This is a genomic window from Streptomyces sp. NPDC030840 (assembly GCF_055572015.1).
This window is the reverse complement of the sequence record NZ_JBVIEE010000010.1, coordinates 180,389-195,853: the sequence shown is the minus strand read 5'-3', so window position 1 is coordinate 195,853 and position 15,465 is coordinate 180,389. Positions and strand designations below refer to the sequence as shown.

General features: G+C 69.5%; 13 protein-coding genes and 1 riboswitch. Of the genes, 8 read left to right on the top strand and 5 right to left on the bottom strand.

Annotation, left to right across the window (positions count from 1 at the left end; translation table 11 throughout):
- Positions 1-465 precede the first annotated feature (465 nt).
- Positions 466-1,251: a glucosamine-6-phosphate deaminase gene (gene nagB / locus ACZ49J_RS22910; RefSeq protein ID WP_467450892.1), complete on the top strand. Its 786-nt coding sequence runs from the start codon at positions 466-468 to the stop codon at positions 1,249-1,251.
- Positions 1,252-1,446: 195 nt separating this feature from the next.
- Here nagB and ACZ49J_RS22905 read toward each other — a convergent pair whose 3' ends face one another.
- From ACZ49J_RS22905 to ACZ49J_RS22890, 4 genes are all read right to left on the bottom strand, one after another.
- Positions 1,447-2,934 carry a glycoside hydrolase family 3 protein gene (locus tag ACZ49J_RS22905; RefSeq protein WP_467450893.1) on the bottom strand — a complete coding sequence of 496 codons (1,488 nt, stop codon included), beginning with the start codon at positions 2,932-2,934 and terminating at the stop codon, positions 1,447-1,449.
- Positions 2,935-2,942: 8 nt separating this feature from the next.
- Positions 2,943-3,836 (bottom strand): carbohydrate ABC transporter permease, encoded by an 894-nt coding sequence (locus ACZ49J_RS22900; protein WP_467450894.1) that lies wholly within the window; start codon positions 3,834-3,836, stop codon positions 2,943-2,945.
- The gene (locus tag ACZ49J_RS22895) at positions 3,833-4,867 is read right to left on the bottom strand and encodes a carbohydrate ABC transporter permease (protein ID WP_467450895.1); all 1,035 of its coding nucleotides are present in this window, start codon (positions 4,865-4,867) and stop codon (positions 3,833-3,835) included. Before ACZ49J_RS22895 ends, ACZ49J_RS22900 begins: the two co-directional genes overlap by 4 nt.
- A gap of 194 nt (positions 4,868-5,061) precedes the next feature.
- The gene (locus tag ACZ49J_RS22890; protein WP_467450896.1) at positions 5,062-6,363 is read right to left on the bottom strand and encodes a sugar ABC transporter substrate-binding protein; all 1,302 of its coding nucleotides are present in this window, start codon (positions 6,361-6,363) and stop codon (positions 5,062-5,064) included.
- 406 nt (positions 6,364-6,769) lie between these two features.
- Between ACZ49J_RS22890 and ACZ49J_RS22885 the strand changes: the two genes are divergently transcribed.
- The 7 genes from ACZ49J_RS22885 to ACZ49J_RS22855 all read left to right on the top strand — a co-directional run bounded on the left by ACZ49J_RS22885 (position 6,770) and on the right by ACZ49J_RS22855 (position 15,288).
- Positions 6,770-7,534, top strand: a complete 765-nt coding sequence (locus ACZ49J_RS22885; protein ID WP_467450897.1) for a GntR family transcriptional regulator — start codon at positions 6,770-6,772, stop codon at positions 7,532-7,534.
- 226 nt (positions 7,535-7,760) lie between these two features.
- Complete coding sequence (locus tag ACZ49J_RS22880) at positions 7,761-8,024, top strand: DUF3311 domain-containing protein (protein ID WP_467450898.1); 264 nt, start codon at positions 7,761-7,763, stop codon at positions 8,022-8,024.
- Entirely contained in the window at positions 8,021-9,649 is a 1,629-nt protein-coding gene (gene mctP / locus ACZ49J_RS22875) for a monocarboxylate uptake permease MctP (protein ID WP_467450899.1), read from the top strand. Before ACZ49J_RS22880 ends, mctP begins: the two co-directional genes overlap by 4 nt.
- A gap of 342 nt (positions 9,650-9,991) precedes the next feature.
- Positions 9,992-10,981, top strand: a complete 990-nt coding sequence (locus tag ACZ49J_RS22870; RefSeq protein WP_467450900.1) for a nucleoside hydrolase — start codon at positions 9,992-9,994, stop codon at positions 10,979-10,981.
- A 60-nt stretch (positions 10,982-11,041) separates the two neighbouring features.
- The gene (locus ACZ49J_RS22865) at positions 11,042-11,548 is read left to right on the top strand and encodes a GNAT family N-acetyltransferase (RefSeq protein ID WP_467450901.1); all 507 of its coding nucleotides are present in this window, start codon (positions 11,042-11,044) and stop codon (positions 11,546-11,548) included.
- A gap of 30 nt (positions 11,549-11,578) precedes the next feature.
- A riboswitch (cobalamin riboswitch) is annotated at positions 11,579-11,749 on the top strand.
- Between the two features lie 123 nt (positions 11,750-11,872).
- Entirely contained in the window at positions 11,873-14,275 is a 2,403-nt protein-coding gene (locus ACZ49J_RS22860; protein ID WP_467450903.1) for a ribonucleoside-diphosphate reductase subunit alpha, read from the top strand.
- Entirely contained in the window at positions 14,275-15,288 is a 1,014-nt protein-coding gene (locus tag ACZ49J_RS22855; protein WP_467450904.1) for a ribonucleotide-diphosphate reductase subunit beta, read from the top strand. The genes ACZ49J_RS22860 and ACZ49J_RS22855 overlap by 1 nt, the downstream gene beginning before the upstream one ends.
- Here ACZ49J_RS22855 and ACZ49J_RS22850 read toward each other — a convergent pair.
- The gene (locus ACZ49J_RS22850; RefSeq protein ID WP_467450906.1) at positions 15,192-15,443 is read right to left on the bottom strand and encodes a hypothetical protein; all 252 of its coding nucleotides are present in this window, start codon (positions 15,441-15,443) and stop codon (positions 15,192-15,194) included. The two genes, ACZ49J_RS22855 and ACZ49J_RS22850, sit on opposite strands and share 97 nt — an antisense overlap.
- Positions 15,444-15,465: the final 22 nt, after the last annotated feature.

Genomic DNA, 15,465 nt, shown 5'->3' with positions numbered 1-15,465 from the left:
GTACGGCGCCGCCGCGGCCCTGGAAACACCCGCGGGCCGCGGCGCCTGAGAGGGACCCTCAACCCTCCCGGCACCGCAGCCCGGAGCAACATCGGCCGCGGGGTGTGCGGTCCCGGTCGGCCGAAGGATGAGGAGCCGGAGCAGTCAGGGCAGAGAGCGCCGGTTCCTCGGTCCGCCTTCCTGTGCGGGGAAGACGGAGGCTTGTGGTGGGCATGCTCGGTGGTTCACACGCCCTGTTGGCATTGTGGACTAGACCACATGCGTGTGTCCATGCGTTGACGGATGTCTGCTGTTGTCACATTGTCCAACATCTGCCGACGCGTCACACGCAGAGTAGCCCGCTTCGGTTCACCTGGGGGGCCGGATCGAGACACTCACGAGAAGGCCCTTCTGCTAGATTGGTCTAAACCACATCGTGCCCCTCCGGGTCCCAGTTGAGTCCCTCTCCAGATCGGCAGGCCCAGCGTGGAAGTTGTCATCGTCCCGGACGCGCAGGCGGGCGGCGAACTCATCGCCGAGGCCATGGCCCGGCTGCTCCGGCGCAAGCCCGACGCCCTGCTCGGCGTGGCCACCGGCTCCACCCCGCTGCCCGTCTACCAGGCGCTGGCGGCGCGGGTGGCCTCCGGCGCGGTGGACACGTCACGGGCCCGCATAGCGCAGCTCGACGAGTACGTGGGGCTGCCGGCCGAGCATCCCGAGTCGTACCGCTCCGTGCTCCGGCGTGAGGTTCTCGAACCGCTGGGCTTCGGCATGGACGCGTTCATGGGCCCCGACGGCACCGCCGAGGACGTGCAGGGCGCCTGTGAGGCGTACGACAAGGCCCTGGCCGACGCCGGGGGTGTGGACCTGCAGTTGCTCGGGATCGGGACCGACGGGCACATCGGGTTCAACGAGCCGTGCTCCTCGCTGGCCTCGCGGACGCGGATCAAGACGCTCACCGAGCAGACCCGCATCGACAACGCGCGGTTCTTCGACGGCGACATCGAGCAGGTCCCGCACCACGTCATCACGCAGGGCATCGGGACGATCCTCGACGCGCGGCACCTGGTGCTGCTCGCGACGGGTGAGGGCAAGGCGGACGCGGTGGCGGCGACCGTGGAGGGGCCGCTTGCCGCGGTGTGCCCGGCGTCGGCGCTGCAGCTTCACCGGCACGCGACGGTTGTGGTGGACGAGGGGGCGGCGTCCAAGTTGAAGCTTGGGGACTATTTTCGGCACACGTATGCCAATAAGCCGGGGTGGCAGGGGATCTGAGCGTCTCGGCTCCGCCGGGGTGCCCTTGGCATGCCGGATGGAGCTCGGGACTGAACGCGTGTTGCGGACTGCGGTTTGATCGTGGCTTGTCGCGCAGTTCCCCGCGCCCCTGTCGGGGCGCCCCCAAAGCCGAGAAGCCGAAGGTGCCGGTGCCCCGAGCGGGGGCACCGGCACCTTCGTCCGTTCTGTTCTCCGTCACTCCCCCGCGACGATGACCTCCGCCGCCGCGCGGCCGCAGACGCGGGCCGCGCCATGGGTGGCGATGTGGAGGGCGCCGCGGGGTGGGGACTGGGGGATGCCCATCTCGACGACGATCGTGTCGGGGCGGGCCGCGAGGACGGTGTCGAGGGCCGCGCGCATCCAGGGGTGGCGGTGCTCGTCGCGGACCACGGCCACGATCCGGCGGGGGCCCGCGGAGGCCAGGGCGGACTGACCCGCCTCCTCCCCCGCGAAGCTCGCCGTCCGGGTGCCGGGGCACAGGCGGGCCAGCTCGGCCGCGACTCCCCAGGGGGTCTCGGCCCCTACGGCGATGTTGGCGACCGGGGTGAACGCGGCCACGAAGGGTGGGGCGCTCACGGGTTCGTACGTCGTGGAGCGTGTCACCGTCAGTGCTCGCCGGGCGGCCACGAGGCCCACGTCGTGACGCGTTCCGCCGCCGTGGCCGGGGGCGCGGCCGGAGGTCCAGGCCGCCAGCTCCCGGACCCTGGCCGCCGCGTCGGCCAGACGCTCCTCGGGCAGTTCACCGGAGCGAACGGCCGAGACGATGGCGTCCCGGAGGTGCTGTACCGTCTCGTCGTCCGCGAGGCCGCCGCCGACGCAGATCGCGTCCGCGCCCGCGGCGATGGCGAGGGCGCTGCCGCGTCCGATGCCGTAGGTGGCGGCGATGGCCTGCATCTCGATGCCGTCGGTGACGATCAGGCCCTCGTAGCCGAGGTCCTTGCGCAGGAGGTCCGTCAGGACGCGCGGGGAGAGGGTCGCGGGGTACTCGCCGTCCAGGGCCGGGACCAGGATGTGGGCGCTCATGATCGCTTTGGTGCCCGCGGCGATCGCGGCCCGGAACGGGGCCACGTCCCGGGCCTGAAGGACCGACGGCGCCGCGTCGATGCGGGGCAGCGCGTGGTGGGAGTCCACCGCCGTGTCGCCGTGCCCGGGGAAGTGCTTCGTGCAGGCCGCGACGCCGGCGGCCTGCAGTCCGGAGACGTAGGCGGCCGTGTGCCGGGCCACGAGCTCGGGGTCGGCGCCGAAGGAGCGGACCCCGATGACGGGGTTGGACGGGTTCGCGTTCACGTCGGCCGACGGGGCCCAGTTCAGGTTGACCCCGCACTGCGCGAGGCGGAGGCCCAGCTCGTGGGCCACCTCGCGGGTGAGCTCCACGTCGTCCACCGCGCCGAGGGCGTGGTTGCCGGGGAAGGAGGAACCGTTGCGCACCTCCAAGCGCGTCACGTCACCGCCCTCCTCGTCGATCGCGACCAGGACGTCCTCGCACTCGGCGCGCAACTCGGCTGTCAGCGCGGCGAGTTGCTCGGGGGAGGCGATGTTGCGGCCGAACAGGCCCACGGAGGCCAGGCCCTCGCCGAGGCGGCGCAGCAGCCAGTCGGGGGCGGTCGTGCCCGGGAAGCCGGGCTGGAGGACGGTCAGGGCGTCACGTGTCAGGGTGTCCGCCCCGCTTGCGAGTGTCGTCATGGGCGGAGTCATCCCTTTACTGCGCCGGAGGTCAGGCCCGAGGCCATGTTCTTCTGCACGAACATGAAGAAGACCACGACGGGGATGGCGATGAGCGTGGACGCCGCCATCAGCGCGCCGTAGTCGGTGCCGCGGGACGTGGTGAAGTTCATCAGCCACACGTTGAGCGTGTACTTGTCGTTGTCCTGGAGGACGATGTACGCCAGCAGGTACTCGTTCCACGCGTTGATGAGCGAGAAGATCGAGGCGGCCGCGAGGCCCGGGGCGAGCAGCGGGAGGATCACCCGCCAGAAGGCGCCCATGCGGCCGCATCCGTCCACCATCGCGGACTCCTCCAGCTCCTTGGGGATGTTGACCACGAAGCCGCGGATCATCCAGGTGGCGAAGGGCAGCGTGGAGACCAGGTAGAGGACGATGACGCCCCAGTACTGGTTGAGCCCGCCGAGCTCGTTGAGCTGGATGTAGATGGGGATGAGCATCGCGGTCGGCGGCAGCAGCTGGACCGCCAGCAGCACCATCATGAAGGCCTTGCGGCCGATGAACTGGAAGCGGCCGATGGCGAACGCGGCGATCGTCGCGAGGAGCATGCCGCCGAGCACGGCGGTGCCGCAGATGATCAGGCTCGACTGGATCGCCGACCCGAAGTTCGGCATGTCGACGGCGCGTTGGAAGTTGTCGAGGGTGAAGGAACTGGGCCACAGCGTCTGGTCGTAGCTGCGGATCTCGTTGTTCGGCCGCAGTGCGCTGATGACCAGCCAGTAGACCGGGAAGGCCATGACCACGAAGGCGACCACACCGACGAGGTTGTGGACGTGCCGGCTCCGCCTCCTGCGGTCGGGGCGGTACGCGGGGCTCTTGCCCGAGGGGCGGACCGTGCCGCGGCCGGTTGCGGTGGCGCTCACTCGACCTCTCCGATCTTGAGGAGCTGACGCAGGTAGTAGACGGCCACACCGGACAGCAGCAGGACCGTGATCAGGGAGATGGCGGCGCCCTGGCTGAAGGAGTTCGACTCGAACGCCTTCTCGTAGTAGTACGTGCCGAGGAGGTTGTACTCGGGCTCCGGTTTGTTGCCGCGGATCAGGAAGACCTGGCCGAAGACGTTGAAGTCCCAGATGACGGACAGCGTGGCGATCATCTGGAAGACCGGCTTGATGACCGGCCAGGTGACGAAGCGGAAGACGCCGGCGGCACTGGCCCCGTCGAGGGAGGCCGCCTCCTCCAGCTCCTTGGGCACCTGGGTGAGGGCCGCGTACAGGGTGATGACGACGAACGGGATGGCGCCCCAGACGACGACGGCGCCGATGATGAGGAAGCCCTGCTGGGGGTCGAGCCACCAGTTGTGGCCGCGGAAGTCGAGGCCGAGGTACTTCGTCAGCATCATGTTGAGGACGCCGTAGTCGGAGTCCGCGAACCAGCGGAAGATCGAGGTGGCCACGAGCAGGGGCATGGCCCAGGCGGCGACGAGGGCGCCGGTGAGGGCGAGCCGCACTCCGGTCGCCATGCGCTGCATCGACAGGGCGAGGAACAGTCCGAGGCCCATGGTGGCCACGACGCAGACGGTCATGAACAGGACGGTCCGCCAGACGACGTCCCAGAACTCCCCGTCACCGAAGATGGCGGTGAACTGGTCGAAGCCCACCCAGGGCGCCGCTTCCCCGGTCCACAGCTCGCGCCTGCCGACGTCCTGGAAGGACATGATCACTGTCTTGATCAGCGGCCAGACGAAGACGGCGGCGAGCGCGACGATGGTGGGGGCGATCAGCAGGTACGGCAGCAGGGGGCCCGCCCTGCGCTTCCTGTTCACCCTGGCGGGAGCAGCCGGGCCGCTGTCCGCGGGGCCGGGCGTGCCCGCCGGGGTTCCTGGCTCCGGCTGCCCGGGCTCCGTGGGGACGGGTACCGGAGGATCGGCTGCTTTCATGTCGGCGGCGCTCACTGTGCTGGCCTTCCGTTCGGACCGGTTAACCGGGGGCGGGGCGACGGCCTGTCGCATCGCGGGCGGGGGCGGCGGCCTGTGTCGCGCCGGGTCCGCCGCCCCCGACGGGGCGGTTCAGGTGGTCACTGGTCAGGACTGTCCGTCGACGGGCCGGGTCGGGACGGCCCGTCGACGGATCGGTGACCTGGTCGAGGTCAGGAGGCCTCGTTGATCAGGCTGTCGATCTCCGTGTCGGCGGCCTTGGTGGCCGCCGCGACCGACTTGCCCTTGAGGATGTCGAGCAGCATCAGCTCGAGCGTCTCCTTCTTCTCGACCGCGGCCCAGCCCGGTGCGATGGGGGTGAACCAGGCGTCCGGCACGGCGTTGGCGATCGGCGCCGTCTCGGGCTTGCTCTTGAGCGGCTCCAGCTGCTTGGTGTTGTTGGGCAGGATGTTCTTGGCGGCGAGGGCCGCCTCCGACTTCTCGTTGGTGAACAGCGAGATCCAGTACTCGCCCAGGTCCTGGTTCTTGGACTTGGAGATGGTGGCCAGGTCGGAGCCGCCGATGAACGACGGGAGCGTCTTGCCGTTCGGGCCGGGCATCGCTCCGGTGCCGATCTTGTCCTTCAGCTTCGGGTTGCCGTTGGCCGCCGGGTCGATGACGCTTCCGGACTCCCAGCCGTTGCCGTAGATCAGGGCCGCCTTCTCGTTGGCCATGACGTTGGCGTGGTCCTGCTCGTCCTTCGTCTGGTCGCCGTTGTTGTACTTCTTGACCAGGTCGACGAAGTGCTGGATGCCCTGCTGCGCCTCGGGCGAGGACAGCGTGGCCTTCCACTTCTTGGCCGACTCGTCGTACTCGGCGATCTTGCCGCCGTACGCGGCGACGTAGGACATGGCGGCGTACCAGTAGCGTCCCGGCAGGTAGAGGGGCGAGAAGGCCTTGTCCTTCTTGCCGTACTTCTTCTGCAGCTTGTCGAGCGCTTTGGTCAGGGCCGTCTCGGTCTCGGGAAGCGCGTCGCTGCCCGTCGCGCCCTTGAACATGGACTTGTTGTAGATCGCCACCCGCGCACCGGCGTAGTACGGCACGCAGTAGAGCTTGCCCTCGTAGCTGCAGGTGTCCTTGAGGCCCGCGATCCAGGTGTCGGAGTTGTCGTACTTCTTGGCGTCGATCTCACCGAGCGCGCCGTTGAGGATGTAGGTCATCGTCTCGGTGTTGCCGAGCTCGACGACATCGGGGAACGAGTCGCCGGCGAGGGCCGCGTCCAGCTTCTTGGTCTTGTCGCTCCACTGCTGGTACTGGACCTTGACCTTGACGCCCGGGTACTTCTTGTTGAACTCGGTGTTGGCCTGCTTGACCAGCTCCGGCCAGGTGCTCTGGGCGTCCGTCATGAGCCAGACGGTGAGATCGCCCTTGCGGTCCTTCGGATCCTTGGCCGACTCGCTGTCGCCGCCCCCACACGCCGCGACGGAGAACATCATGCCCGCGATACCGATCGCGGCTACCAGCTTGCGCTTCACGCCACCCTCCTCAGGGATGCCACGAACCCCCCTGCCCACCGCGGTGACATACGACGAAGTACTGCCCGTGGGGCCGGGACACTGGACCAATGGTGTAGACCAGTGCGCAGAGCTTGGCCCAGACCAAATGGCCTGTCAAGGGTGTTCGAGGGCGCTCTCACCAGCCGTTATGCGACCTACATATGCAGGAACCTTTAAGTAAGAAACCGGCGAAATCCCAGGGCCGCACCCGCACACTTCAGGTAGACCACTTCGGCGCGGTGGACTAGACCAGCGAGAGGCGCGAAGGTATACAGAGGGGATCACGGGGCGCGCGAGGGACACCCGCGCGGAAAGCCGTGCCACGATGTGAGCCGTGACCGAGATCCGTCGGTCGCGTCGGCATACGGAGCCGGGAAGGCGGAGCATGAGCACCGACGTCAGCAGTGCGGAGAACGAGAACGGAACGACCGTCCGTACCGCGCGCGTGCCCAAGTACTACCGCCTGAAGAAGCATCTCCTGGATATGACGGAGACGCTGCCGCCGGGCACGCCGGTGCCGCCGGAGCGCACGCTGGCCGCCGAGTTCGACACCTCGCGCACCACTGTGCGGCAGGCCCTGCAGGAACTGGTCGTGGAGGGGCGGCTGGAGCGCATCCAGGGCAAGGGCACCTTCGTCGCCAAGCCGAAGGTCTCCCAGGCCCTCCAGCTCACCTCGTACACCGAGGACATGCGCGCCCAGGGCCTCGAACCCACCTCCCAGCTCCTCGACATCGGCTACATCACCGCCGACGACACGCTCGCGGGGCTGCTCGACATCACCACCGGCGGCCGGGTGCTGCGCATCGAGCGGCTGCGCATGGCCAACGGCGAGCCCATGGCGATCGAGACGACCCATCTGTCCGCCAAGCGCTTCCCCGCGCTGCGCCGGTCCCTGGTCAAGTACACGTCCCTCTACACGGCGTTGGCCGAGGTGTACGACGTGCGCCTCGCCGAGGCCGAGGAGACCATCGAGACGTCCCTGGCCACACCCCGCGAGGCCGGCCTCCTCGGCACGGACGTCGGCCTGCCGATGTTGATGCTCTCCCGCCACTCCCTGGACGAGGAGGGCAAGCCGGTGGAGTGGGTGCGGTCGGTCTACCGGGGTGACCGGTACAAGTTCGTGGCCAGGCTCAAGCGGCCGCAGGACTGAGGCAACTGAGGCAACTGAGGCAACTGAGGCAGTCGAGGCGGCACACGCGGTGTGGCGCGACCGCTGCGCCTGCCTGCCGTCCGGCCACGCCACTGCTCGCTCGCACGGCGTCGTACGCACACAACCTCCGCATCCGATATCCGGACGAGGGGTTCCGTACGGCGTGAACGTCCCTTACATTTCCTGCGCGTTGAACAGGCGATCAGTGAGGGGACGGAGCCGCCACATGTCAGATGCGCCGGAAGTCAAACCACCGGTGGTGACGCCGGTGCGCGTCGTCATCGCCGTGTGCCTGCTCGCCCCGTTCGTGGCGATGCTCTGGGTCGGCTCGTACGCGAAGACGGACCCGGCGTTCATCGGCATCCCGTTCTTCTACTGGTACCAGATGGCCTGGGTGCTCATCTCCACGGCCCTCACCGCGACCGCGTACAAGCTGTGGCAGCGTGACCAGCGCGCCCGCCACGCGTCGAAGGGCGGTGCGGACGCATGAACGACGGTGTGAACGGCGTCGCGCTCGCCGTCTTCGTCTTCTTCTTCCTGGCCGTCACGGTCATGGGCTTCCTCGCCGCCCGCTGGCGCAGGGCCGAGAACGAGCACAGCCTCGACGAATGGGGCCTGGGCGGACGGTCGTTCGGCACGTGGATCACCTGGTTCCTGCTCGGCGGCGACCTGTACACGGCCTACACCTTCGTGGCGGTCCCGGCGGCGATCTACGCGGCGGGGGCGGCCGGCTTCTTCGCCGTGCCGTACACGATCCTGATCTACCCGCTGATCTTCACGTTCCTGCCCCGCCTGTGGTCGGTGTCCCACAAGCACGGGTACGTGACCACGTCGGACTTCGTGCGCGGCCGCTTCGGCTCCAAGGGTCTGTCGCTGGCGGTGGCCCTCACCGGCATCCTGGCGACGATGCCGTACATCGCGCTCCAGCTGGTGGGCATCCAGGCCGTGCTGGACGTGATGGGTGTCGGCGGCGGCGAGAACACCAACTGGTTCATCAAGGACCTTCCGCTGCTGATCGCCTTCGGCGTGCTGGCCGCGTACACGTACTCCTCGGGTCTGCGGGCGCCCGCGCTGATCGCGTTCGTCAAGGACACCCTGATCTACATCGTCATCGCCGTGGCGATCATCTACATCCCGATCAAGCTGGGCGGCTTCGACGACGTCTTCGCCAAGGCCGGGGACGCGTTCGCGCAGGTCAACCCGGCGACGGACAAGCCGCGCGGTGCGCTGGTCCCGGCCGAGGCGAGCCAGTGGACGTACGCGACGCTGGCTCTCGGCTCGGCGCTCGCGTTGTTCATGTACCCGCACTCGATCACGGCGACGCTGTCCTCGAAGAGCCGTGAGGTGATCCGCCGCAACACCACGATCCTTCCGCTGTACTCCCTGATGCTGGGCCTGCTCGCCCTGCTGGGGTTCATGGCGATCGCGGCCGGGATCAAGGTCACCAACGGGCAGCTGGCCATCCCGCAGCTGTTCGAGGACATGTTCCCGGCCTGGTTCGCGGGCGTGGCTTTCGCGGCGATCGGCATCGGCGCGCTCGTTCCGGCGGCCATCATGTCCATCGCGGCCGCGAACCTGTTCACCCGCAACATCTACAAGGACTTCATCAAGCCGGACGCGACGGCCGCGCAGGAGACCAAGGTCTCGAAGATCGTGTCCCTGCTGGTGAAGGTGGGCGCGCTGGCCTTCGTCCTGACGATGGACAAGACGGTGGCGATCAACTTCCAGCTGCTGGGCGGCATCTGGATCCTGCAGACCTTCCCGGCGCTGGTCGGCGGCCTGTTCACGCGCTGGTTCCACCGCTGGGCGCTGCTCGCGGGCTGGGCGGTCGGCATGGTGTACGGCACGGTGGCCGCCTACGGGGTCGCCTCCCCGACCCAGAAGCACTTCGGCGGCTCCAACGCGGAGATCCCGGGGCTCGGCGAGATCGGCTACATCGGTCTGACGGCGTTCGTGCTGAACGTGGTCGTCACGGTCGTCCTCACCTTCGTCCTGAAGGCGGTCAAGGCGCCCGACGGGGTCGACGAGACGAAGCCGGAGGACTACACGGCGGACGCGGGCGACCCGGGGGTGGCGGTGGAGCTGCCTCCGGCGACGGCGGGGTCGGCGCACTAGCCGCGGGGCGCTGGGGCGGCGGGGGTTTCTCGCCCCCGCCGCCCCTACCCGTCCCATCACTGGGGCTGCGCCCCAGACCCCGCGGGGGTTTCTGGGGAGCGTGGGTCGTGTGCCGGCGGGTGGGGGCTGGTCGCGCAGTTCCCCGCGCCCCTGACAGCCGCGCCGTTCCCCGTGCGCATTCAGCCCCTCCGGCGTTCGAGGAGCGGGGTCCGGGGCGGAGCCGCGGGGCGGGGTCGGGTAGGGGCGGCGGGGGCGAAAACCCTCCGTGGGGGCCCGATTGACACAAGCGTTCGCAGGGGCTGGGCTGGCAGGAGAGACCCCGCCCCCACCGGAGGTGCCCCCGTGACGCCCCGCCCCCCGATCGTCCTCGACAGTGACCCCGGAATCGACGACGCCCTGGCCCTGCAGTACCTGCTGGGCACGGGCCGGTGGGACCTGAAGGCCTACACCTCCGTGGGCGGCAACCTCCCCGCCGAGCAGACGTACAGCAACGCCCGCGCCCTCACCAGAGCCTTCGGCGTCGACGCCGACCTACCGGTCCACCGCGGCGCGGGCCGCCCCCTGACCCGCCTCCCGTACACCGCCGCGTCCGCCTTCCACGGTCCGGCGGGCCTCGGCAACGAGGTGCTGCCCGACTCGACGGCCGCCCACCTGCCGGAGTCCTCCGCGCAGGCCCTCCTGCGGCTCTCCCGGGAGTACGAGGGAGAGCTCACCGTGTGCGCCACGGGCCCGCTCACCAACGTGGCGATCGCGCTCCTGGAGGACCCGGGCTTCGCCCGGCGCGTCCGGAAGTTCGTCTTCATGGGCGGCGCCGCGCAGGTGCCCGGCAACATCACGCCGGTCGCCGAGTTCAACATCTGGGCCGACCCGGACGCCGCCGAGGTGGTCCTGTCCTCCGGCATTCCGTTCACCATGGTCGACCTGGACGCCTCCCACCACTGCCTCTTCGGTCCCGCCGACCTGGCCGCCCTGGAGGCGGCGGGCCCGGGCACGGCGCTTGCCGTCCGCCTGCTGAGGGTTTACATGGACGCCTACCGCCGCCACGGCGGGGGCGACGCCTGCCCGCTGCACGACCCGCTCGCCGTGGGCGCGTGCGCGGACGAGTCGTTCCTCACCGTCGCGGAGGGCGCCGTCATCGTCGAGTCGGCCAGCGAACTCACCCGCGGGAAGACCGTGTTCGTGCCCGCGGCCGCCCAGCGCGCCTACTACACCGAGTCCTCCGCCCTCTCCGCCCGCATGACCCTCACGGGCCGCGTCGCCCTCGGCCCGGGCCCCCGCGACTTCAGCAAGGACTTCGTGGCGACCCTGCCCCAGTGGCCGGGAGTGGCCTGAGCCCTCCACAGCCGTGGAATCCGTGAGCCGACCTCGCACCCGTCCGGCACACTCCCCACCATGGACATCACGATCAGACAGGCACGGCCCGACGAGTACGACACCCTCGGTGAGCTCACCGCGCAGGCGTACCTGGGCGACGGCCTCCTCGACTTCGGAGCGGCCGACGCGTACCTCGGTGAGCTGCGGGACGTCGCCAAGCGGGCCGCCGCGGCCGAGGTGCTCGTCGCCGCCGAGGACGGCCGCGTGCTCGGCGGGGTGACCTTCGTGCCGGCCGGCGGGCCCATGGCCGACATCGCGGGGCCCGGCGAGGCGGAGATACGGATGCTCGCGGTGGCCGCCGAGGCCCGCGGGCGGGGCGTCGGCGAGGCACTCGTCCGTACGTGCGTCGAACGCGCGCGGTCCACGCCCGGCTGCGCCCGCATGGTCCTGTCCACCCAGCGCTCCATGCACGCGGCCCACCGGATCTACGAACGTCTCGGCTTCACCCGCACTCCCGACCGCGACTGGAACCCGCTTCCGCACCTCGACGACATCACTCTCCTCACCTACGAGTTGACGCTCTGACACCAGCGCGACACACCATCACGCCACAACATATGGGGCCGCTTCCACGGCGCGGCACAAGATGTATGCTCATGCTCGCTGTCGCCGCAGGGGAATCCGGCGCGAATCCGGAACTGTCCCGCAACGGTGTACTTGCGTGTGTACATACCCATGTCCGCACGCATGGTCAGTCCGAGGACCTGCCGACAGCGCACCCGGCCGACCGGTCCGGGTGCCTGACGTCCGGGCCTCGCGGAATGGGCCGGTGGACGCGACGCCGTGTGCGTTCGTGCGCTGCCCCCTGCCCTCCGCAAGGCCCCGTGCCGAGCGAGGGAGAGCCCACACGTGACCATCGCGCCAGCCGATCCGGTTTCAGCGGGGACCGGGCAGGAAGCAGGGCCCGAGCAGGAACACGACGGTCCCGGAACCGCGTTGTTGCGGACCCTGACCGAGCTGACCGCCGACCTTCCCGACGCCGACCCCGGACGGGTCGCCGCAGCCGCGCTGCGCGGCCGTTCCGCGCACGCCGACGAGACGGAGCTGCGGGAACTGGCCACCGAGGCGGCGGCCGGTCTCATCTCGGAGGACCCGGCCTACTCACGGCTGGCCGCCCGGCTGCTCACGATCGGCATTACGGCAGAGGCCGCCTCGCAGGGCGTCACGTCCTTCTCCGAGTCCGTGGCCGTGGGCCACCGCGAAGGCCTCATCGCCGACCGCACCGCCGAGTTCGTACGGCTGCACGCGGCCCGCCTCGACGCGTTGATCGACACGGCCGCCGACGACCGCTTCGGCTACTTCGGGCTCCGCACGCTGCACAGCCGGTACCTGCTGCGGCATCCGATCACCCGCAAGGTCGTCGAGACGCCCCAGCACTTCATGCTGCGGGTGGCGTCCGGGCTCGCCAAGGACACTGCGCTCGATTCAGAGACGGGCGCACAGTCCGTGGACGAGGTCGCCGCGCTCTACGGGCTCATGAGCCGCCTCGACTACCTGCCCTCCTCCCCCACCCTGTTCAACTCCGGTACGCGGCACGCCCAGATGTCGTCCTGCTACCTCCTCGACTCCCCGAAGGACGAGCTGGACTCGATCTACGAGCGCTACCAGCAGGTGGCCAGGCTGTCGAAGCACGCGGGCGGCATCGGCATCGCGTACTCCCGCATCCGCTCCCGCGGTTCGCTGATCCGCGGCACGAACGGGCACTCAGGCGGCATCGTCCCGTTCCTGAAGACCCTCGACGCCTCGGTCGCCGCCGTGAACCAGGGCGGCCGGCGCAAGGGCGCGGCCGCCGTCTACCTGGAGACCTGGCACTCCGACATCGAGGAGTTCCTGGAGCTGCGCGACAACACCGGTGAGGACGCCCGCCGTACGCACAACCTGAACCTCGCGCACTGGATCCCGGACGAGTTCATGCGCCGGGTCGACGAGGACCGTGTCTGGTCCCTCTTCTCCCCCGCCGACGTGCCGGAGCTCGCCGACCTGTGGGGCGAGGAGTTCGACGCGGCCTACCGCAGGGCGGAAGCCGAGGGCCTCGCCCGGAAGACCATCCCGGCCCGCGACCTGTACGGGCGCATGATGCGCACCCTCGCCCAGACCGGCAACGGCTGGATGACCTTCAAGGACGCGGCCAACCGCACGGCCAACCAGACGGCCGAGCCGGGCCACGTCGTCCACTCCTCGAACCTGTGCACCGAGATCCTGGAGGTCACGGACGACGGCGAGACGGCGGTGTGCAACCTGGGGTCCGTGAATCTGGGTGCCTTTGTCGACATGGAGACCGGCGACCTCGACTGGGAGCGGCTCGACGCCACCGTCCGCACCGCCGTCACCTTCCTCGACCGCGTCGTCGACATCAACTACTACCCGACCGAGCAGGCAGCCCGCTCGAACGCCAGGTGGCGGCCCGTCGGCCTGGGTGCCATGGGACTCCAGGACGTCTTCTTCAAGCTGCGGCTCCCCTTCGACTCCCCCGCGGCCCGCGCACTGTCCACCCGTATCGCCGAGCGGATCATGCTCGCCGCGTACGAGGCGTCGGCCGACCTAGCCGAGCGCTGCGGCCCGCTGCCCGCCTGGGAGAAGACCCGTACGGCCCGCGGCGTCCTGCACCCCGACCACTACGACGTGCGGCCGACCTGGCCGGAGCGCTGGTCGGCGCTGCGCGAGCGGATCGCGGCGACGGGTCTGCGCAACTCCCTGCTCCTCGCGATCGCCCCCACCGCCACCATCGCCTCGATCGCGGGCGTGTACGAGTGCATCGAGCCGCAGGTCTCCAACCTGTTCAAGCGCGAGACCCTGTCCGGCGAGTTCCTCCAGGTCAACGCGTACCTGGTGAACGACCTGAAGCGGCTCGGCGTGTGGGACGCCCGCACCCGCGAGGCGCTGCGCGAGTCGAACGGGTCGGTGCAGGGCTTCGGCTGGATCCCGGACGACGTGCGCGCTCTGTACCGCACGGCCTGGGAGATCCCGCAGCGCGGCCTGATCGACATGGCGGCCGCCCGCACCCCGTTCCTGGACCAGTCCCAGTCCCTGAACCTGTTCCTGGAGACGCCGACCATCGGCAAGCTCTCCTCGATGTACGCGTACGCGTGGAAGCAGGGCCTGAAGACTACGTACTACCTGCGCTCGCGCCCGGCGACCCGCATCGCCCGCGCGGCACAGGCACGAGCCACCGTCCCCGTTCAGCAGCCGGCGCCGGAAGACGCCGTCGCCTGCTCCCTGGAAAACCCCGAGTCCTGCGAGGCATGCCAGTAATGACCGCTCGTCACGCCCATCTCCTCGACCCCGGCTTCGAGCTGACCCTGCGCCCCATGCGCTACCCGGACTTCTACGAGCGCTACCGGGACGCCATCAAGAACACGTGGACCGTGGAGGAGGTCGACCTCCACTCGGACGTGGCCGACCTCGCGAAGCTCACGCCCGCCGAGCAGCACCTGATCGGCCGGCTGGTGGCCTTCTTCGCGACGGGCGACTCGATCGTCGCGAACAACCTGGTCCTGACGCTGTACAAGCACATCAACTCCCCCGAGGCGCGCCTGTACTTGAGCCGCCAGCTCTTCGAGGAGGCCGTGCACGTCCAGTTCTACCTGACGCTGCTGGACACCTACCTGCCCGACCCGGAGGACAGGGCGGCGGCCTTCGCGGCCGTCGAGAACATCCCCTCCATCCGCGAGAAGGCCGAGTTCTGTTTCCGGTGGATGGACTCGGTCGAGAAGCTCGACCGGCTGGAGAGCAAGGCCGACCGCCGCCGGTTCCTGCTCAACCTGATCTGTTTCGCCGCGTGCATCGAGGGCCTGTTCTTCTACGGGGCCTTCGCGTACGTCTACTGGTTCCGCAGCCGTGGCCTGCTGCACGGCCTCGCGACCGGCACCAACTGGGTGTTCCGCGACGAGACGATGCACATGTCCTTCGCCTTCGACGTCGTGGACACCGTCCGCAAGGAGGAACCGGACCTCTTCGACGACGAGCTCCGGCAGCAGGTGACGGACATGCTGCGGGAGGCCGTCGAGGCCGAGCTGCAGTTCGCACGCGACCTGTGCGGTGACGGCCTCCCGGGGATGAACACCGACTCGATGCGGCAGTACCTGGAGTGCGTGGCCGACCAGCGTCTGACGCGGCTCGGCTTCGCCCCGGTGTACGGCTCCGGGAACCCCTTCTCCTTCATGGAGCTTCAGGGAGTCCAGGAGCTGACCAACTTCTTCGAGCGGCGGCCGTCGGCGTACCAGGTCGCCGTGGAGGGCTCGGTCGGCTTCGACGAGGACTTCTGATTCCCGTACTCCTCACGGGCCTCCTGGGCCTCCCTGATCCGGCGGTCGATGCGCCGGTCGCGCACGATCCCGATCACTGACGGGAGGACCAGGAGGACGAGGATTCCGAGGACGGTGAGCATTCCGGTGAGGGCTTCCATGCGTGTCGTATCCATGGACACCACTGTGGCGCCGAAT